The following is a 19,932-nucleotide window of genomic DNA, read 5'->3' as shown; positions in this document are numbered from 1 at the left end:
ATTTTTTGTATAAGCCTTTAAAATTAATTTAAATTGTATTTAAAAGTCAATCTAGAATAATAATATGGGTAATTAAGCTGTTATATAACATAGTTTGCAAAAGAAGAAATAAAAAAGATAAAAACATAATATGAAGGGTCAAACTACTAAGAATTACCATAGATACTAATAGCGTTCTTTCCAGAGTTTTTAGATTTGTACTGAGCTTTATCTGCATAATGAAGTAAAACGTCAAGTTTCTCTGCATCATTTTTAGTAAAGCTATGACTAGCAATACCAATAGAGCAGGTTAGTAAATTTTCATCTGGTATATTTGCTGTAACTCCTATAATTTCAGATAAACTGTGTTTTAGTACAGCTTCATGAGACAGTTTACTTAAAAGTTTCTGCCCCATAATATGAGCTGTTTCTTTATTAGTATCTGGAAGAATTATTACAAATTCATCTCCGCCAAATCTTGCAATAAAATCTGTTGGTCTAAAGTATTGTTTTAATATGTTAGCGAAACTTTTAAGAATTAAATCACCAACATTATGACCAAAAGTATCGTTATAATATTTAAAGTTATCTAAGTCAATAAATATTACGGAGATATCCTTAGTAATTTTATCTTCTGTATTTTTAATCCTTAATATTTCTTCATTAATAGCTATTTGAAGAGCTTGTCTGTTGTTTACACCAGTTAGCTGATCCGTTCTGCTTGCTCTTAGTAATTCTAAATCTTGCTCTACCTTAGCTAAAATAGTTGATAATTGACTTATGGATATAGATAAAATATTTAAGTCATCTTCAGTTAAGTTGTTTTGTGGATTAATAGTAGCAACAAACAAATCTAAGTAGGAGTTAGGGCCAAATTTTTCTGGGATATTAATAATAAACCTCATAGAACTAGTATTATTTAAATCAAGACTTTCTTTATCATTGCATAGGCTTAATAGTTGAGGAACCTTTTTATCCAATAACCTCTTTATATATTCAATAGGAACTTCAATTTTTGTAATTGCAGTACACTTAGAAGCTAAGCAAAGATATTCTTTATCTTTGTGGTAATAAAGATTAACCACATCAACAGGAAAGTTTGAGAGAATTAATGTTAAATATTTTTCTATAATAGCGTCTCTATCTAGTAAGTTGCTGGATAGTTCTTGAATTTTACTTAAAAACTCTATTTCACGTATTTTCTTTTGAAGTTTATTAAGTGTGATATCCTGTTTTGCTAGTTCTATTATAGAGTCTAAATCTAAATCTACTTTTGATAATTTATAACTAGTGTTTTGATTTTGCTTACCTTCTAAAAGATTTTGAATTAATCCTTTATAATATTTATAATTCATTTTTTCGCATAAAGACAACCCTTTTTTTAGAACTTCTTCTACATGTTGCTTGCTATTAATCTTAAAGAGCAGTTCTCCGTATTCTAGATAATACATAGGAAGCATAAACTTACTAGATTTATTAGCAGAATCAAGCTTACATATGGCTTCTTCAAAGGAGTTTACTGCTAAATCGTATTGATTATTTTCAGCATAAATTAGTCCCTTTAGCATGCAATATAAAAGCATATAGTTATGGGTTGGGGTTATGGAACTTGTAGCCTCTATTCTAGTTACTAAGTTTGTTGCTTTAAAGTATTCTCCTAGTTTACAGAAACATAAAGCTTTTAATATGTAAATATCATTTATGTTTCTATATGGAAGGTAGGTTATATTAAAAATTCTCATTATTTGAAGCTGCTTGTCAATTATTTTGATACATTCTTTATAATTTCTACTTATAAAATGTAGAAAGGCATAATTGCAAAGAGTCGCAGAAACTTCATTAAAATCGTGGATTTTGTGTAATTGACTAATTGCCTTTTTATAGTATCGTTGAGATTCTTTGTATTTCTCTGTAAGCATGTATAAATAACCAATACCGTTATAAATTCGAGTTAAGTACAAAGAATAGCCAAGTTTTAATCTAAGATCCTTACTTTTTAGAAAATATGTTAATGCATTATCATAATCTTCATTATAAGAGTAAATAATACCTTTCTTGTGATAACTAACAAATAGAGCAAACTCATTTTGATTTTCTTTAGAAATTTCAATAGCTTTATCACATAAAGCGTGAAGATCAGCAACATTATTATAGTAATCGGAATATAAAGAAGCATTTTTTAAGCAATGAACATAAGTATTTTTAAGATTATACTTCTCAAGTAAATTTAATAGGAAAAAGTATCTATCTCTGTCCATAGGATGAGTGGTTCTATCAGATATACAAAACAATAAATGATAGGCTCTTAAAAGTTGGAACTCATCCTTGGTTAATGCTGCGTACTTTAAGCATTGACTTGACAGCTTTGTGGCGGTATTTACATCGTAATTTTTTAAATAAGCTAAAGCTGTTTTTCTATAAGCTTCTGAAAGCATTTTGTAGTCGTTAGTTTTATGTGCTATTTCCGAAAGTGTTCTATAGTAAATTAGGGCGTTATCCATTTCCCCTAAATAATAGTGGCTATCGGCTAAAATTTCAAAAATTTTGAACCGAGTTTCTTCTTTAATAACATTAGTAATGGTTAAATTTTTTGCTATGGATGCGCAGCTTATTGCATTTTTTAAATTAAGGAAGCTTAGATTTAAAGAAGCAAGATTTACAATTTCATCAAGAGAATTTGAAGAATCAGCAGTATGCCAACTTAGATTTTCATTGGAAGTATCTTGAGGTAAATCAATTATACTATGTCTTTCTTCTGAAAGGGAAATAAAGCTACTCCAGTTATCATACTTGGTTGAATCTTCAAAATAGTAATTTTTATTATAGCAGTAAATAAACATTATTTTACCGCTTGCTGAAAAGCTATTAATATACTTAATAAGCTCTAAAGTATTGCAATCTGCAAATTGCAAATCAGCCATAGCTATAATAATAGGTGTATTTTTAGAGATAGTCTTTAAAATTTTGCAAATAGATTTGCACATTTGAGTAAATTCATATTGCAATTCATCCAAAACTATTTCATCTTTTCGTTCAGGTAGTTGATTTTGCAAGTAGCCTTTAAATAAAATTCTATGACTAGGATATACATTAGCATTTTCTAACAATTGATCTATATTTATGTTAAGTTTGATTACGATTTCACGTATTATATTTAAAAAAGGTTCATAGGGTTCAGTTATTTTATTAGCTATAAATTGATATTTATAAAAGAGGAATTTATTATTTAAAGTTGATAAGGAATTATCAACTAAATAGCAAAAGTTACCCATATTTTCACTATGAAAATGAAGAGTGCAACATTTATTCTTTAATACTTTTTCAAAATTATTTTGAAGTAGATTAGAAAAAAGGTTAATTTGCTTATTCATTATAATAAACCTCCAAATAGGGTACGGACATGGAAAATATAAAAATTATATGTTAGCATTTTTGGTAAAAATTATTAATATGCTTTACTTGAATTTATTATAGCATATTTTGTGTAGAACGATATACACAATTTAATATAAAATCAAGTTGAATTAGATATAGAGAAATTTAGTTTATATTTTATATATGGTAGAGTTAATTTTTATGATATTATAAAAATTAGTATGCAGATGGGGGGATTAATTATGATATTTAAGGCGCTTTTGTGGGGACTAGCTATAGGAATGGTCATTGCTATTCCTGTAGGTCCTGCAGGAATTGAAGCCATTAGATGGACAGTAACAAAAGGTTTTAGAAAAGGGATCTTAGTGGTAATAGGTGCTCTATCTGTAGATACATTAGATGCCATACTAATTAATTTTGGCCTATTGAGTTGGCTAGAAAGTAATAAGTGTTTTAAGGATATTTTTTGGATGCTATCAGGTATTGTTACATTTTACATAGGCTATAAGGATATTAAGAGAGGTCGTGGATTTAATTTGCAAGATGAAGAAAAATATCTGGAGAAAAAAGGATTATTTGACCATCCTTATATTACGGGCTTTGTCATTACCTTTTCTTATCCCATGACTCATTTTGCTTGGTTAACTTTTAGTACAACTTTTATAACATATTGGCATGATAAAGGTGTTCTTACATATGGCATTTTTGTAGCATCTATGATTTTAGGAATGTTTATTACTCTTACGGGGGTTAATTTTTTAGCTTCAAAGGGTATAAAGACGATAAAAAGTAAAAAATCAAATAGGTTAGGGAATCTGTTACCCTATGTAATAGCAGTTTTAGGAGTTGTATTATTTGTATATGGTGTAATTCAGTTTTGTTTCATTTAATGATTTAACGACGAATATTAACAGTAAAAGAGATTCATTTTTATTGAGTCTCTTTTTTAATATTATATGGATATTGTTCTAATATAAACATAAATTTCGATAATATTTGATAATCATTTAAATACTGTAAAAATAGATATATTTATTCATGAACAATATTGAATTAAATTGAAAAAAATGCTATAATTGATTTTGCAACCGTTTGCAAACACAAAAGATGTTTAAATTAAATAAAGGAGGGATAACATGAAAAAATATAAAAATAAGTTAAGTCTAGTAATGGCTTTCTTGTTTTTATTCAGCTTAGTACCACAGTTGAATTTAGAGGTACAAGCTGCTAGTGGTATTAGTGTAGACGGTGTTAAAGATCAGATTTGGAAAGACATGGAACCACTAGCCACATCCGATTCTGCTGGTTGGCAAGGCAGCGATGTGGGGAATTTTTATCTTACTAATGACAATAATAACTTGTATTTTTGGGTAGATGCTAAAAATGTTCCTAATTGGGGTAATGAAGGACAATTTATAGATATAGCCTTAAACGTAAATCATACAGATTCAGGGTATGAGGGAAATCCGTGGAGTGCTCCTTTTAACTTCAGTGGAACAGATGTAAAACCTAATATTCATATATTACTTAGAGCTAAAAGTGAAGCGGAAGTAGCTTGGGCAAGCGTTTATAAGATTGAAAATGGAGAACCAAAGGAAATTCTTAATTCTTCTAATTTACAGAATGCTGCTTTTGCTATAAATATTAAGAATGGTTTCGAAGGAAAAATTCCTTTAAGTTTACTTGGCTTAGAAGCTGGTGATAAGCTAAAAGGAATAGTGGTATTAAGCGGTAATAATGGTAGCGAACACGGAGCTTTTGATGTTATTCCAGATGAGGGAAATAGCAAAGCTTCTAGTTGGAATGAATCAGCAAATCCAAATGTTCAGAGTGTTTACAGCAAGGAATTCACAGTTGAAGAAATTACCGGACCTTTTGTTCCTAGATTATCTGAAATTAAAGGTGCAGATTCTGTTGTTTTAGGAGAAACTACAAATTACATACCTAGATTTATCTCCGAAGATGGAGCTGGTACCGATGGCAATGCAGATGAAGTGTACTGGTCCGTTACCGGTGAAGATGGAAGTACTGCTACAAATGTTGTAGAAATAGATGAGAATGGATCATTAACAGTAAAGGACTTTCCTTCCGGTACTTTAGCTACAAAGATAATAATTAAAGCTGTTAGAAAGTCAGATGAAACACAGGTTGTAACAAAAACAGTTACAGTTTTAAAAGAAAATATACCTGTAGTTAATTCAGACGGTACCGTTACATTCAAAGCAGAACATAGCGGAAATACCTTATATGTTATAGGTGATTTTGTACAATGGGATACAAATAAGCAAATTTCTATGGCTAAGGATGAAAACGGTATCTTTAAAGCAAGTGTTAAACTTACACCAGGAACTTATGAATATAAGTTTAAACCTTTAGCTGAATCTTGGGATGGAGACTTTTTAGATAAAGTAAATACTAAAACTAGAAATGGCAATTCCTTATTGATAGTGCCAGGACTTATAATAAATACAGCTAGTGAAGTGGAAAGTGGAGGAAGCTTAGATTTAGCGGCTAAGTTACTTAATGCAAAAGGTCAAGAGCAAGTAGTTACACCGGTTTGGTCTCTGGAAAGATCTATAGAAGGTGTATCCATTGAGGATAATAAATTAGTAGTTTCAAAGGATGTTCCAGCAGATACTAAAATATCCTTAGTGGCAACTTATGATAGCTTTGAAGTTAAGAAGGAAATCACTGTTGTTTCCCAAATGTATACCTATAATATTCACTATTATAGATATGATAATGAACAGTTGAACTGGGATTTATGGATTTGGCTAGATGGAAAAGAAGGTTCTGCCTATGAATTTAAGCCAGATTTAGTGGATGGTTTTGCTGTAGCAGAGGTTAAGAGCACTGCCACTAAAGTAAACGTTATACCAAGAACAAAAGGTGTTTGGAACGCACAAGAAGATGCAAAAGTAATCCAAATTAAAGAGGGTAAATCCATTGATGTATGGATTATAGAGGCAGATGATACTATCTACTACAGTAGAAGTGAAGCGGATATAAGGCCTAAGGTAAGAGCTGCATTTATGGATGATTTAAATAAGATATATGCTACTACAACAGGTACTATATCTGATGAAGAAGCAAAAACCTTTATAGTAAAGGATGAAAATGGACAAGTAATAGAAGCTACTACTAAAAAATTATCAGACAAAAAAGTAGAAATAACTGTTACAGATCCTAGTAAGATAGATGTTAGAAAACTATATACTGTTGAAAGTCAAAGCTACAGAGCAGTAAAAGTTGTGATGAGGGACATATTAAATCACAGCAAATTTACTTATAGTAGATCCGATTTAGGAGTTGAATACAAACCTTATGAAAGTATATTTAGAGTATGGGCTCCTACAGCTACTAAGGTAAGCGTGGTCCTTTATAATGATGCTGGACAATACAATGAAGTCGGTTTAGTAACTAACCATGAAGGGGGCACTGAATATGAAATGTCCCGTTCTGAAGAGGGTGCTTGGGTAGGAACCGTACATGGAGATTATGAAAATAAATACTATATGTATAAGGTTCAATTTGCTGATGGTACAGTAAATTATGCAGTAGACCCATATGCTAAGGCAGTTTCTGCTAATGGACAAAGGGGAGCTATAATTGATTTAGATTCTACAGATCCTGAAGACTTTGAAGAAATAGAAAGACCAGCTATGATAAAAGCAACAGATGCAATATTATACGAATTGCATGTGAGAGATTTTTCTATAGATGAAAAATCCGGTATGGATAATAAAGGTACCTTTAAGGCCTTTACAGAAGAGGGTACAACTCTTGTAGGAAATAATAGTATAAAAACTGGTATAGATCACCTAGTTGAATTGGGAATTACACATGTACATTTGCTTCCATCCTATGACTATAAAACAGTAAACGAAATGTCAAAGGAAGCTCAATATAACTGGGGATATGATCCACAGAACTACAATGTGCCAGAAGGTTCTTATTCTACAGATGCTACTGACCCAGCTTTAAGAGTAACTCAGTTTAAAGAAATGGTGCAGGCGCTTCATGAAAATGGAATAAGAGTAGTTATGGACGTAGTTTACAACCATACTTATGAAACAACTACTTCTTCCTTTAATTTAATAGTACCAGGATATTATTATCGTACTGATGATAATGGTAAGTTTACTAATGGTTCAGGCTGTGGTAATGAGGTAGCCAGTGAAAGACCAATGGTTAGAAAGTTTATCAAGGATTCTGTTAAGTATTGGGCTAACGAATATAAGGTAGACGGATTTAGATTTGACTTAATGGGATTGATTGATACAACAACTATGACAGAAGTAACTAATGAATTGAGAAATGAAGTTGATCCAACTATCTTAATTTATGGTGAACCATGGCAGGCTGGTGGAAGCTCACTGTCTCAGGAACAGCAAACTTTAAAGGGAAGCCAAAAAGATAAGGGCTTTGCAGTATTCAATGATAACTTTAGAGGAGCTATTAAAGGAGGCAGTGACGATAAGACTACTGGTTTTGCAAATGGTGCCTCTGGAAAAGAAGCGGCTATAGTTGAAGGTGTTAGAGGTTCTATATATGACTTTACTAATTCTCCTTCAGAAAGTATCAACTATGTAACTGCCCATGATAACTTGAACCTTTGGGATAAATTCCTTAACACTTCTCCAGAAGGAATTGATAAGGAAGATCCTTATAAGGATATAGATTTAAACAATGTCTTAGCTAACACTACAGTTAAGCAAACACTTCTTGCTAATGGTATAATATTAACCTCTCAGGGTATACCATTCTTCCAAGCAGGAGATGAATTTATAAAGACAAAATATGGTGACCATAACAGTTACAAGAGCCCAGATTCAATAAATAAAATAAGCTGGGAAAATAAAGAGAAATTTAAAGAGGTATTTGATTATTATAAGGGCTTAATTGAGTTAAGAAAGTCACATCCAGCCTTTAGAATGAATACTAAAGCTGCCGTTGAAAGCAATCTTGAAGTTAAGAAGGCTAATGGAAATGTGGTTGTATTCCAATTAAAGAACTATGCTAATGGCGATACTTGGAAGAACATTGTAGTAATATATAATGCAAATACTACAAGTCAAGAGGTTCAATTACCTTTCAGTGCAAGCTGGAAAGTAGTTGTTAATGGACAAAAAGCTGGTGTAGAAGTTCTAAGTGAGATAGACGGCAACAAAGTTACTGTTGAACCAATATCAATGATGGTGCTTTACGACGAAGCTGAGGAAGCATATGAATCAATACCAACAACTATAGAGTTATCAAAAAATACTATAGGATTAGAAGCAGGTAAATATACTTATTTGACAGCAGTTGTAAAAGACCAAACTAATAGAATAATTCCTAATGCTGTGGTAACTTGGTCAGCGGATGAAAGTGGTGTGGTTTCTGTAAGTAAATCCGGTAAGATAACAGCATTAAAGGATGGTACTGCACTAGTTACAGCTAAAGTTGGAGAAGCTACAGCAACTGTTAAAGTAAATGTAGGTAAGTTAGTTCCAACTACAATAAATATAAGCGGTTCTAATTCAGTTTATACAGATGCGCAAGTAACACTTACAGCAACTGTAAAGGATCAATTTGATCAGATCTTAACTACAGGAATAACTTGGTCTTCCAGCGATGAATCCATAGCTACAGTTAATGCTAGTGGAGTTGTTACTGGTATAAAACCAGGAACAGTTACTATAAAAGCTAAAGCAGGCGACGCTGAGCAAGAACTTGTTATGACCGTTAAGAAGAGTGTAAAGAGATATATTTATTTGTACTATTCTCGTCCTGATAAGGATTATACTGGTTGGAATCTTTGGGTATGGTCAACGGGATTATCCAATGTTGATGGACAGGTTGATTTTAGTAGTGCTAATGATGGTAGCGTTGTTGCAAAGGTAGAAATAGCACCAGGAGTAACAAGAATAGGCTTCATTGTAAGAAAAGGCAATTGGGATGATAAAGATATAGAAGCAGATAGAAGTATAGAAGTAGATGAAGATGCAGTAGTAACTAAAGTTAAGGTATTTAGCGGTGTTAGTGAAATAGTAACTTTACCATCAGTAACTGGAGCTAAGGTTGAAAATGGTGTAGCCTACTTTGAATATAGAGATGATGATTTATTTGTTAATAATACATTATCTCAACTTCAAAAGGTGCAGGTTGAAGTAAATGGACAGCTTTATGATATGAGCTATGATGAAGAAGATGAATTATATCGTGGTAGTCTAAAATTAGCTGAAGAAGGGGTTTATGAATATAAGTTCCATATTACTGACAAGGATGGTAATAAAAAAGTAATTACTGATCCTAAGAATACGGTAAATGGAAAATCTATTATCGAATATAGATTACCAGATATGAAAATTAATGCTTCAGTAAGTTCAAAGGCTATAGATTATAGTGAAAATGCTGTGCTTAATATAGAAGTAACTTCTGAAGATGGCGCAGTAGCTAAGAAGATCTATGCTGACTTATCCGCACTTGGTGGCCCAGATAAGGTGGAAGTTGACACTAATCTTATGAGTCATACAATATCCGTTAGGGATAATGTAACTGCTGGCGACAAAAAGATTGCTATTACTGTAGTAGATCAGTTTGGAAATGAACATAAGTCTGAAGCCACTGTTACAGTAAAAACAAGACAGTATGTTGGAAATACTGATTTTGATTGGGATGAAGCTAGAATTTACTTTATGTTAACCGATAGATTTTACAATGGTGATACTAGCAATGATGATCCAAATGGTGAAAACTATGATAAGAGCAATTTAGAGACATATCATGGTGGTGACTTTAAGGGTATAACTAAAAAGCTAGATTACTTACAGGACTTGGGAATAAATACAATATGGATAACACCTATTGTAGATAATATTGACTTTAACCAAGGAGCAGCTTTCGGTGGCTTGCAATACGCATACCATGGTTATTGGGCTAAGGACTTTGAGAAGATTGATGAACATCTTGGAGATGTAGATGACTTAAAGGAACTTATTGATGAAGCTCATGACAGAGGTATTAAAATCATGATTGACGTTGTTTTAAATCACGTTGGTTATGGTATGAGAAGCACAGATACTAACAGTACAGGGGTATCTAACTATCCAACTGCTGAGGAAAAGGCTAAATTTGATGGTATGCTTAGAGATGGTAGTGTTAATTCCGGAGATATTTTATCAAACGTATCAGGACTACCGGATTTATTAACTGAAAATCCTGAAGTAAGAGAGAAGATTATTCAATGGCAGAGCTCTTGGATAGATATTCTCAGAACTGAAAAGGGTAATACTATAGACTACTTTAGAATTGATACAGTAAAGCATGTTGATAATACAACTTGGAAGGCTTTTAAGAACGCTGTGACTACAAAGAATCCAAAGGCTAAGTTTATTGGTGAAGTTTTTGGTGCTGACATTAATAATCAATATGGACAACTTAGAAGCGGACAAATGGATTCCTTATTAGACTTCTCTTTCAAGTATTCTGCACAAAACTTTGTAAATGGAAAGATTAATGATGTAGAAGCTTATTTAGAAGAAGTAAATGATAAGATCGACAATACTGCTACTTTAGGTTTATTCCTAAGCAGCCATGACGAAGATGGTTTCTTAATTAGATTAGGCAATATGTCAGAGGAAGATAAGCTTGCTAAGTTAAAGGCAGCAGTAGCATTGCAAATGACAGCAAAAGGTCAGCCTATAGTTTACTATGGTGAAGAACTTGGAGCTAGTGGACGTAATGCTGGAAATATGGCAGCAGGTGAATTAAGTGAAAACAGATATGATATGCCATGGGATAGATTAAATAACCCATTATATATGTCAGTTCATGATCACTATAAGAAGCTCTTAAATATCAGAGCAGACTATTCAAAGATTTTTGCTAAGGGAAGCAGAACTCAAATAGGTGGCAGTGATGCTGAAAAGTATCTTGTATTTAAGAGAACCTATAATGAACAGTCTGTGGTTGTGGCTATAAATACAGATACAAGTTCTAAAAATGTTACTGTAGAAGTGCCTTTTGAAGCGGGAGCTGAAATTGTGGATCTATATAGCGGAACAACATATACTGTTGGCTCAGATCAGAAAGTAAGCTTTACTTTACCAGCAATAGCTGATGGAGCTACAGTAATTTTGGCTAAAGTTAAAGAGGAAAGCGAAGAACCAGGAACTGGCGGAGAAGAACCAGGAAGCGGTGAAGAGAAACCAGGAACTGGCGAAGAACATCCAGGAAGCGGTGAAGAGAAACCAGGAACTGGAGGAGAACAATCAGGAACTGGTGAAGAAAAACCAAGCACTGGCAAAGGAAGCCAAGGAACAGAGGAAAAGAAAACAGATGATCAGCAGCTCGGATCTGTTGTAAAGAATGATCAAAAGCTTATAATAGAAGCTATTAAAAATGCTTCAAACGGATCAACAATTGTGGTAGATGCATCTTCAAATAAGAGAGTTGACAAATCTATCTTTGAAGCAATTAAAGGAACAGACAAGTTCATAACCTTTAGAACAGAAAATGCTGAATGGACATTCTACGGCAAAGATATCAAAATTGTAAAGGATATTGACTTAACTATTCTAATAGCTTCACTAAAGGATACAGTATCTGATAATAAGGATGCTATAGCTAAAAAGGTTAATAATGAAGATGTGCTAGTACTCACCTTTGCTTCTAATGGAGAGCTTCCTGGCAAGGCAACCGTTAGAGTCAAAATGGATTCAACTTGGTTAGCTAATAAGAATAAGAACAATATGTACGTATACTACTACAATGAAAAGAATGATAAGGCTAAAACTATAGCTAAGCAGCTAAAGGTAGATGCTGATGGATACATTGAATTTGCTATAGACCATAACAGTGACTTCTTTGTTGCAGATAAGGACCTAGTGGCAACAGGTGTATTACCAAAGACAGGTTCACCTATAGATTTAAATACAGTATTTGCATTAGGAATATTAACTGTATTAGCAGGTGTAGTAGTACTATTCACTAGAAGAAAAAAATTCAATAAGTAATTCATAATTAATAAAAGGGATGTCATTAAGTTGACATCCTTTTTGCGATTAAAGCATTTATAGTAGCTCTTTAGGTCACATGTTTTAAATAGATATTAGCTAGGTGTATAAAGTTTGGTCTGGTGGCAGATTGCTTTAAGAAGGCAGATCTGGATGGATAATCCACTCTATGCCTATTTAAATGATTGATTACCTCTTCTAAGGTTGTGATACCAGTACCATGACCATAGTAAGTGCCATCACCTAAGTCTATCAGATTTTGGCCTCTAAATTCAGATCTTTTAGGGTCATAATCTGGATTTTCTACATACCTGCAGTCCCCAGGAATATAATCTAATAAATATTTGTAGGTTACTATATCTAAATTATGAGCAATATAATGCCAATTCATAAGGTAAAGATCTTGAAAGAAAGCATCGAATAATTCCTTAGAATATATATCTAGAAGCGCTTTATAATAAACAATGGTTATGGCAGTAGAACATTCTGTTCCGTATTTGCTACCTTGTTGGAATATATCTTCTATAGCGTCAGAAGGGTTTCTATCTTTTCTAAGGAGAAAGCCGCCTTTATTAGTAAGTTCCCAGTATTCTGGATTGCAAAAGGCACTTTTAAAGGTTCTGAATTTAAAGCCACTAGCGTTAAGCTTTCTTGATGCATTAATTATTTTGTTTCTAAGGTCTACTTCAAAGATTAATTGGCTAACATGATCATATTGATATATTTCATTAGAATCTGAAATCTTAGATAAGATCTTAACTTCTAAGCTATCTGGTGGAAAAAAATGAATAAGGCTTCTTTTGCTTATCATATTTCTTTTGATTAATATCATTTTTAATCCTCCGTTTACAGTTTTATTCATAATAGTATATGATTTTTAAGGAGGGACGGTTCACAAATATTCACTAAGTAGCATATTTGCCAAAAGCTATCCTTGGTACAAATTTCACTATGTCAGAATAATATATTATAAAGTGGTGAAGTTTTAGATATTTTGCAGATGAATTTTTAAACAAAAGGAGGAGAAAAATGAGTAGGCGTCATGGACATTGCTGTTGTCGATGTCATAAGATTGTAAGAAGCTCTAGAAGAGGAAATAGGGGCTTATTACTTTTGATTCTAGGGGTGCTATTGGCAGCTGCAACAAGCCCTGCAGGGGTAGCTGGGGCAGCTCAAAATACAAACATCATAAATATAAACCAAGATGATGATTTAGACGATTTTGATGATGATTACGAGTGTGAATGTCAAAGTCATTGCTGTGATCATTAATATCCATAGTCTGCCGCTACAAAATGTAGAGGCGGACTTTATTAATTTACAGTACTTTCGAGTTTACGCTAATTCTGAGTGATGATAAAATTATATATAAGGAGGTGGAAAAATGATCTTTTATGTTAGAGAAAAGATTTTTAGTTTTGGAGATGATTTTACAATTAAAGATATTGATGGCTATGATGCATATAAGGTTAGGGGCAAAGTTTTCAGTTTTGGTAATAAACTTAGATTATATAGCATGGATGATAGAGAACTGGTATATATTGAGGAAAAGATTTTTAGATTTTTGCCAGAGTATTTAATATATGAAAATGGTATTGTATCAGCAGTATTGAAAAAGGAGTTTTCTTTCTTTAAACCAAGGTTAAGAATTGAAAGTCGATACGGAGACTTTTATATTGAAGGAGATATTTTTGCCTATAATTTCAGAATTTTCAGGAATGGGGTTTTGGTGGCGGAAATTTATAAGAAAGCTTTTGCCTTTAGTGATACTTATGAAGTGAGTATAAATGACAATGAGAGTTATCCTTTTATTTTATCCTTGGCAATAGCTATAGATCAAATCTTTCACGATAATAAAGAATAAAAGATAAAAATTTAAAGAGTCTCAAAATTCGTCATTTATTTGTTGGATTTTGAGATTATTTTTATAAATTTAAAAAATTTATTCTTAAAAAGAAAACTTATTGTCCTTTTCTGTGGTATATATAATATATAATGTTTATAGGAAGGACGACATAAAATGAAAAAAGTAAAAAATATCAAAAAAAAGAGACTGAAAGTTATTTTTGCAATATTAGCGGCTTTAACCATTACATCCTTGCCAGTGGTTCATGTTTATGCTACGGAGTCTAAATGGAATGATATTATTTATCCTGGTGTTTATATAGAAGGGGTAGATGTAGGTGGTAAAAGTTTAGAAGAAGCAAAAAGATTAATAGAAGAAAAGTATGAGCAAAATCTGATTTCGAAGGAAATTAAAATTATTGCAGGGGACAAGTCTTATGGTTTAGATTACAGTGAGCTAGATACAAAGTATAATATAGAGGAAACTATTAAAGAAGCCTTTGATTATGGTAAGAATGAGAATATATTCTCAAGATATTCTTTAATTAAGAATGGAAAAAAGAAAGAATATAAGCTTTCATTTGAATATGATGCAGAGGCTGTAAATGAATTATTAGATAAGATAGAACAGGAAGTAAATTCACAACCGGTAAACGCGAAAATTACTATTGAATCTGGTAATATTAATATTACTGAAGGCGTAAATGGGACAACTTTAAATAGAGAAAAACTTAAGGAAACTATTTTAAATAGTATAAATAGTGATTTATCACAACAAGTTGTACGGATTGAAGCACCATTGGAAGTTACTGAACCAGATGTAAGCAAAGCTCAACTTGAGAAAATGAATACAAAAATATCTAGCTTCAGCACTAATTTTTCCTCCTCTAATGCAAACAGAAGGAATAATATTGAATTAGCAACAAAAGCTATAAATGGTACTATATTAATGCCAGGAGATTCTTTTAGTTTTAATGAAGCTGTAGGTGAGCGTACTAGAGAAAGAGGATATAAGGATGCAGGAGTTATCATAGGAGATTCCGTTCAATCCGGCTTAGGTGGAGGAATTTGTCAGGTTTCAAGTACTTTATATAATGCAATGTTAAAGGCAGGTATTAAAGCTACAGAAAGAAAAAATCACACCTTGGTTCTTTCTTATGTACCAAAAGGTTTAGATGCTACTGTGGATTGGGGCAATATTGACTATAAATTTACTAATACCTTAAATTATCCAATTTATATTGAGGGATATACCCAAAATAGAAATGTGTACTTCAATATATATTCTAATAAAGAATTAAGCAAGTATACTTATGAGCTATCTACTGACGTATATGCTACAATTCAACCTAAAATAAACTATACTGATTCTAATGATTTGCTAGAAGGTGAGACAAAGGTTGTTAAATCTGGTACAACAGGTTATAAGGTTAAAGTATATAGAAATACCTATGAAAATGGAAAATTGATAAATACAGAGCTTATATCTAATGATTATTATTATCCAGTAGATGGACAAGTTTTGAGAGGAACTAAAAAGGCAAACCCAGTAGTAGAGGAGAATAAAGACCCTGTTGAAACTTTAAAAAAGGCTGAGGATATTGTGGAAACACAAGATGATACCAAAGTTGAAAATATGGATAATAATACTGCTACTGTTGTTGAAAAAGATCAAAGTAATGAAGTTGCTCAATAAGTAAGGATATTGAAGAACATAGTGAAAATCACCCTATATATTACTTAAGGCTTAGAATAAAAGATACGGCTTGACAAATAATATTATGGTAAGAACATATATGAGGTGATGAGAATGGATAGAACAACCATTGTATTGGAATCCATGGAAAATTATGATGATATTATAAGAGGAGTTCAAGAAAGCTTTCATTTAATTCCTAAAACTAGAACCACCAATGGAATGATTCTATGCGATAATAAAAATCATGAGGATATAAAAGTTACTGGCCGTATTGATGATGATGAAGAAACAACCACTATAGCTATTGAATGTAAAGACAAGAGAATTGCAGAGGATATCAGAAATTGGGTGAAAGAAAATTATTCTTAAATTTAAAGCATCCATAGATTTGCTTAGACAAATCTGTGGATGCTTTTAGATTATCTTTTCATAATACCTTTGTATGTATTAAGAATTAATTATTCCTTTTCTTCTAAGCTATAATTTATTTAAACCAGTTCATAAAAAGTGTAATGGCAAAGGCGTTGAAAAAGTCTATAAATAAAGAACCTACTAGAGGTACTATAAAGAAAGCTCTCATAGCCTTAACATTATATTTTTCTGTCAGTGCTTCCATGTTGGCTATGGCATTAGCGGTGGCACCTAGTCCAAAGCCGCAAGCTCCAGCACTCATTACTGCTGCATCATAATCCTTCCCCATAATTTTAAATATAATAAAGTAGGCAAATATAACCATAACCAATACTTGGATAGTTAAAATTATTAGCATAGGTAAGGCTAATTCATATAGCTGCCATAGTTTAAGAGACATCAAGGACATTGAGAGAAAGAAAACTAAAGATATATGTCCTATTACTTCTATTTCTTCAAGAATGATTTTTCTATCAGTCAAGTCTAAAATATTACGTATTAAGGATGCGGCTAACATTCCACCTATATATGATGGGAAAGTAAAGTCTAAGCTTTTAAGCCAATTAGAAATGATAGTGCCAAGACCCATAGCAATTACGATGAGAACTGTTGAGTGCAGTAGGGAATTACTATCTAACTTTCTTGTTTTGCTACTAAGAATTTTTTCTTCCTCATTTTCAACGTATTTTTCAACTAAATTATATTTATCTATAAGTGACTTAGAAACCGGTCCTCCTACTAAAGAACCCATTACCAAGCCAAAAGTTGCAGCAGCCATAGCTGCAGCTGTCCCTCCTTTTAAACCTGCAGCTTCAAAGATAGGTCCAAAGGCGGCTGAAGTACCTGGCCCACCTACTAAAGCAGTGGATCCTGCTGCTAAACCTATATAAGGGTGAAGGTTGAAGAGCTTTGCTAATCCAACGCCTAATAGATTTTGAATAAATACTAATATAATGCTTAAAATTAAGAAGGTAACTACTTGTATACCGCCTTTTTTTAGTAGTTTTAAGCTGGCGGAAAAGCCTATGGTGGTAAAGGCGGCTATCAATAAAACACTTTGTAAAGTTTCATCGAATTCAAAGGCGTATAAGCCTGTAATGTGTCCTAAAAGGGCTATAATAGAGAATAGGATTCCACCAATGACCGGTGATGGTATAGAAAACTTCTCTAACATTGATACTTTGTTTTTGAAAAATTCTCCTACTAAAAAAATTACTACTGATAAGGAAAGACTTTGAATAATGTCAAGTTTTATTAGCATAACAAATCCTCCAGTGAAGCAAAATCATATCTATGTTAGTTTTAGAAGTAAAAAAATTGATTATACATTAATGTAGAAAAAGTTATAATAGTACATGAAGATGACATTTATAGTCTTTTTAATTTTGATTTAGAAGATAATGATTATTTGAGGTGATAGAGCAATGTTGAATATAGGGGATTTAATGGAGGGGGATTTTTTTGCTTATCCAGAGGAAGTGCAAGAATATTTAAGAAGTTATACGGAAAAGTTGAGAGATGTTTTAATAGAGGAATTAATTCAGGATACCTATAATAAAATAATGAAAAGCTTAGAAGAGGGAAGGGAAGAATATAAGTCCATACTTACAGAAATATTAGCTAAGGGTCATAAGGGCTATGAAAATATGAATAATAGAGCTTTGCTAAATCTCTATTTAGAAAGAAAAAATGAAGTGGATTTTATGAAACTTTTAGAAAAAGTGGAAGGGCAACTTTAACATGGATAGGTGACTAGAGGTGCAAGGAAAATGACTCCTGCACCTTTTTATTATTCTTCTAAAGCTTTTTCAAAGATATTTTGAATTATTTCTTTTTTAACAGCACCTTCGTGAAGCTTTTCATTACCTATGTAGTAGGATGGCACATAATAGTAGTCGTATTGATTTGCTAAATCAGCCTCTTTACTCTCATCGATAATCTTAATTGGAATATTAGTGTACTTAGGATTTTCTTTTTTTAGTTCCTCCATCCAAGACAGAGCTTTTCGGCAGTAGGGGCAGCCTGCTAGGATAAACATAGTAATTTCTTCCATTTTAATATCACACCTTTCAATATGCTGTATATTAAATTATCCAACCTCAATAATTAAATTATACATTTTATAAATGTTAATGTATCATAAAAAGCACTTTTATTAATAAAATATAATTGGATGTATTATTAAAAAGGAGTTTTACATGAAGCTTAATATAGGTCTAGTCTTAGGGATCATGGAAATTGCTCTGTTGGATTTAGTATTGTGTGGTGATAATATCGGTATTATAGCTTTAGCTACTAGAAATTTACCACCAAAGTCTGCAAAGTTAGCAGGGATTATTGGGGTTACTGGTGCCATAGCCCTTAGAATCTACTTTGCAATATGTATATCAGCTTTTTTAAACATAAGATGGATTCCTTTAAGGTTAATTGGAGGAATTATATTAATTAAAGTAACTTGGGATTTGATAAGTTCAACAGAAAAAGAAGAAGAGTATCATGGCAAGTCATCACAAAAATTTTGGGATGCGGTAATAGCAGTAATACTTGCGGATGTAAGCATGAGCCTTGACAATGTTTTAGCTATAGCAGGGGCTGCCGATGGTAATATAAGTTTAATAGTAATAGGGATTTTTCTTAACGTCCCTTTTATATTCTTTGGAAGTCAATTTGTAATGAAGCTAATGCAAAAGATACCTATGGTAGTATACATAGGTGGATCAATTTTAGCTTTTACCTCGGTAAAAATGATTATGGAAGATAATTTATTTAAGCACTATATACATCTTACTCATAGCACTGAAATATTGCTGCAAATGGCAGCGGCTGTAGCAGTAATCTTGTATGGATATAATAAGGTTAAAAATCAAAAAATTAGGGCAGATGTAAGCAAGGAAAAAATTTCGAAAGTTTCATAAGATACATATTAAATTAATATAAGCTCTATGACTATATTATTGACTATAGATGGAATTTGGCCTGCATAAGTATAAAGGTATCTTCCTGGTATTAAGTCTATATGCAGGCTGTGTAAGTAAGAAATTAAGAAAATTTTAATAACATTTTTAGAAGTCTTTAATAATATAAATATTGAAGTGTGATATAATTTATACCGTAAAATCAATGTTAGCATAGCTTTTAAGATTTACATATTTAAAGGGAAAAAAATTAAAAAGAACAATAGAATTTTTTACGAAATGTAAACGTATAACTTAATGAGGGGATTGATTAATAAGGAAGTTTATGGAGGTAAAAATGCCTATGAGAGTTAAAATGAGCGGAGTAATAGGACAGATAAGAGAACCTTATGGTAAATTTAATAATGGAGATATAGTTAATATATTAAAAGTTAAAATATCTGAATTTGACTACTTACACAGCAAGGCTTGTGTAACAGACGGAGAAGGAGTTTATTGGATTGATATGAAAAATCTTGAACTAAGACCGGGGAATTGTAAGTTTTAACAGCAGGTAAAATAAAAATTTTGCATCGTATACCGTATTAGGATGTGTTAATGAATATAAAAGTTTGAAATTTATCTTAATTGAATTTTGAACTTACACAAAAGGCTGTATTGTAGCATAGCTGCAATACAGCCTTTTGTACCTTTATAAATAAATGTTCTG

The 19,932-nt window shown here is 32.0% G+C and carries 13 protein-coding genes; 9 read left to right on the top strand and 4 right to left on the bottom strand.

What is annotated here, in order from left to right; translation table 11 throughout:
- Positions 1–146 precede the first annotated feature (146 nt).
- Positions 147–3,350 (bottom strand): tetratricopeptide repeat-containing diguanylate cyclase, encoded by a 3,204-nt coding sequence (locus N3C_RS09200; protein WP_074365740.1) that lies wholly within the window; start codon positions 3,348–3,350, stop codon positions 147–149.
- A 246-nt stretch (positions 3,351–3,596) separates the two neighbouring features.
- Between N3C_RS09200 and N3C_RS09195 the strand changes: the two genes are divergently transcribed.
- Together N3C_RS09195 and pulA are read left to right on the top strand one after the other, a co-directional pair.
- Positions 3,597–4,244, top strand: coding sequence for a LysE family translocator (locus N3C_RS09195; protein ID WP_074365739.1), 648 nt, complete (start codon positions 3,597–3,599; stop codon positions 4,242–4,244).
- A 246-nt stretch (positions 4,245–4,490) separates the two neighbouring features.
- Positions 4,491–12,353 (top strand): type I pullulanase, encoded by a 7,863-nt coding sequence (pulA, locus tag N3C_RS09190; RefSeq protein WP_074365738.1) that lies wholly within the window; start codon positions 4,491–4,493, stop codon positions 12,351–12,353.
- Between the two features lie 70 nt (positions 12,354–12,423).
- On the opposite strand, the gene N3C_RS09185 is transcribed toward pulA, so the two are convergent.
- A complete protein-coding gene (locus N3C_RS09185) occupies positions 12,424–13,185 on the bottom strand; it encodes a protein-glutamine gamma-glutamyltransferase (protein WP_074365737.1) in 762 nt (253 codons plus the stop codon).
- A 197-nt stretch (positions 13,186–13,382) separates the two neighbouring features.
- Between N3C_RS09185 and N3C_RS09180 the strand changes: the two genes are divergently transcribed.
- The 4 genes from N3C_RS09180 (at position 13,383) to N3C_RS09165 (ending at position 16,266) form a co-directional block, all read left to right on the top strand.
- Positions 13,383–13,625, top strand: a complete 243-nt coding sequence (locus tag N3C_RS09180) for a hypothetical protein (RefSeq protein WP_074365736.1) — start codon at positions 13,383–13,385, stop codon at positions 13,623–13,625.
- A gap of 112 nt (positions 13,626–13,737) precedes the next feature.
- Positions 13,738–14,217 carry an LURP-one-related/scramblase family protein gene (locus N3C_RS09175; RefSeq protein WP_074365735.1) on the top strand — a complete coding sequence of 160 codons (480 nt, stop codon included), beginning with the start codon at positions 13,738–13,740 and terminating at the stop codon, positions 14,215–14,217.
- 156 nt (positions 14,218–14,373) lie between these two features.
- Positions 14,374–15,894: a VanW family protein gene (locus N3C_RS09170; protein WP_074365734.1), complete on the top strand. Its 1,521-nt coding sequence runs from the start codon at positions 14,374–14,376 to the stop codon at positions 15,892–15,894.
- Between the two features lie 114 nt (positions 15,895–16,008).
- Positions 16,009–16,266 carry a hypothetical protein gene (locus N3C_RS09165; protein ID WP_074365733.1) on the top strand — a complete coding sequence of 86 codons (258 nt, stop codon included), beginning with the start codon at positions 16,009–16,011 and terminating at the stop codon, positions 16,264–16,266.
- 115 nt (positions 16,267–16,381) lie between these two features.
- Here the strand turns inward: N3C_RS09165 and gltS are convergent, their stop codons facing one another.
- The gene (gltS, locus tag N3C_RS09160) at positions 16,382–17,569 is read right to left on the bottom strand and encodes a sodium/glutamate symporter (protein WP_074365732.1); all 1,188 of its coding nucleotides are present in this window, start codon (positions 17,567–17,569) and stop codon (positions 16,382–16,384) included.
- Positions 17,570–17,732: 163 nt separating this feature from the next.
- Here gltS and N3C_RS09155 point away from each other — a divergent pair, with 163 nt between their 5' ends.
- Positions 17,733–18,047 carry a hypothetical protein gene (locus N3C_RS09155; protein ID WP_074365731.1) on the top strand — a complete coding sequence of 105 codons (315 nt, stop codon included), beginning with the start codon at positions 17,733–17,735 and terminating at the stop codon, positions 18,045–18,047.
- A gap of 50 nt (positions 18,048–18,097) precedes the next feature.
- Here N3C_RS09155 and N3C_RS09150 read toward each other — a convergent pair whose 3' ends face one another.
- Positions 18,098–18,361, bottom strand: coding sequence for a thioredoxin family protein (locus N3C_RS09150; RefSeq protein ID WP_074365730.1), 264 nt, complete (start codon positions 18,359–18,361; stop codon positions 18,098–18,100).
- Positions 18,362–18,506: 145 nt separating this feature from the next.
- Between N3C_RS09150 and N3C_RS09145 the strand changes: the two genes are divergently transcribed.
- Entirely contained in the window at positions 18,507–19,223 is a 717-nt protein-coding gene (locus tag N3C_RS09145; protein WP_074365729.1) for a TerC family protein, read from the top strand.
- Positions 19,224–19,566: 343 nt separating this feature from the next.
- Positions 19,567–19,770, top strand: a complete 204-nt coding sequence (locus N3C_RS09140; RefSeq protein ID WP_143312645.1) for a hypothetical protein — start codon at positions 19,567–19,569, stop codon at positions 19,768–19,770.
- The last annotated feature ends 162 nt before the right edge of the window (positions 19,771–19,932 follow it).

Origin of the sequence: Clostridium sp. N3C, assembly GCF_900095445.1 — a bacterium.
GTDB lineage: Bacteria > Bacillota > Clostridia > Clostridiales > Clostridiaceae > Clostridium_AU.
The sequence above is the reverse complement of the archived record's forward strand: the minus strand, read 5'-3'. Positions and strand labels throughout refer to the sequence as shown.

Coding starts and splice junctions, on each gene's coding strand:
- gltS (WP_074365732.1), bottom strand. CDS start 17,569: ATGCTAATAAAACTTGACATTATTCAAAGTCTTTCCTTATCAGTAGTA.
- N3C_RS09170 (WP_074365734.1), top strand. CDS start 14,374: ATGAAAAAAGTAAAAAATATCAAAAAAAAGAGACTGAAAGTTATTTTT.
- N3C_RS09185 (WP_074365737.1), bottom strand. CDS start 13,185: ATGATATTAATCAAAAGAAATATGATAAGCAAAAGAAGCCTTATTCAT.
- N3C_RS09175 (WP_074365735.1), top strand. CDS start 13,738: ATGATCTTTTATGTTAGAGAAAAGATTTTTAGTTTTGGAGATGATTTT.
- pulA (WP_074365738.1), top strand. CDS start 4,491: ATGAAAAAATATAAAAATAAGTTAAGTCTAGTAATGGCTTTCTTGTTT.
- N3C_RS09140 (WP_143312645.1), top strand. CDS start 19,567: ATGAGAGTTAAAATGAGCGGAGTAATAGGACAGATAAGAGAACCTTAT.
- N3C_RS09200 (WP_074365740.1), bottom strand. CDS start 3,350: ATGAATAAGCAAATTAACCTTTTTTCTAATCTACTTCAAAATAATTTT.
- N3C_RS09165 (WP_074365733.1), top strand. CDS start 16,009: ATGGATAGAACAACCATTGTATTGGAATCCATGGAAAATTATGATGAT.
- N3C_RS09150 (WP_074365730.1), bottom strand. CDS start 18,361: ATGGAAGAAATTACTATGTTTATCCTAGCAGGCTGCCCCTACTGCCGA.
- N3C_RS09155 (WP_074365731.1), top strand. CDS start 17,733: ATGTTGAATATAGGGGATTTAATGGAGGGGGATTTTTTTGCTTATCCA.
- N3C_RS09180 (WP_074365736.1), top strand. CDS start 13,383: ATGAGTAGGCGTCATGGACATTGCTGTTGTCGATGTCATAAGATTGTA.
- N3C_RS09195 (WP_074365739.1), top strand. CDS start 3,597: ATGATATTTAAGGCGCTTTTGTGGGGACTAGCTATAGGAATGGTCATT.
- N3C_RS09145 (WP_074365729.1), top strand. CDS start 18,507: ATGAAGCTTAATATAGGTCTAGTCTTAGGGATCATGGAAATTGCTCTG.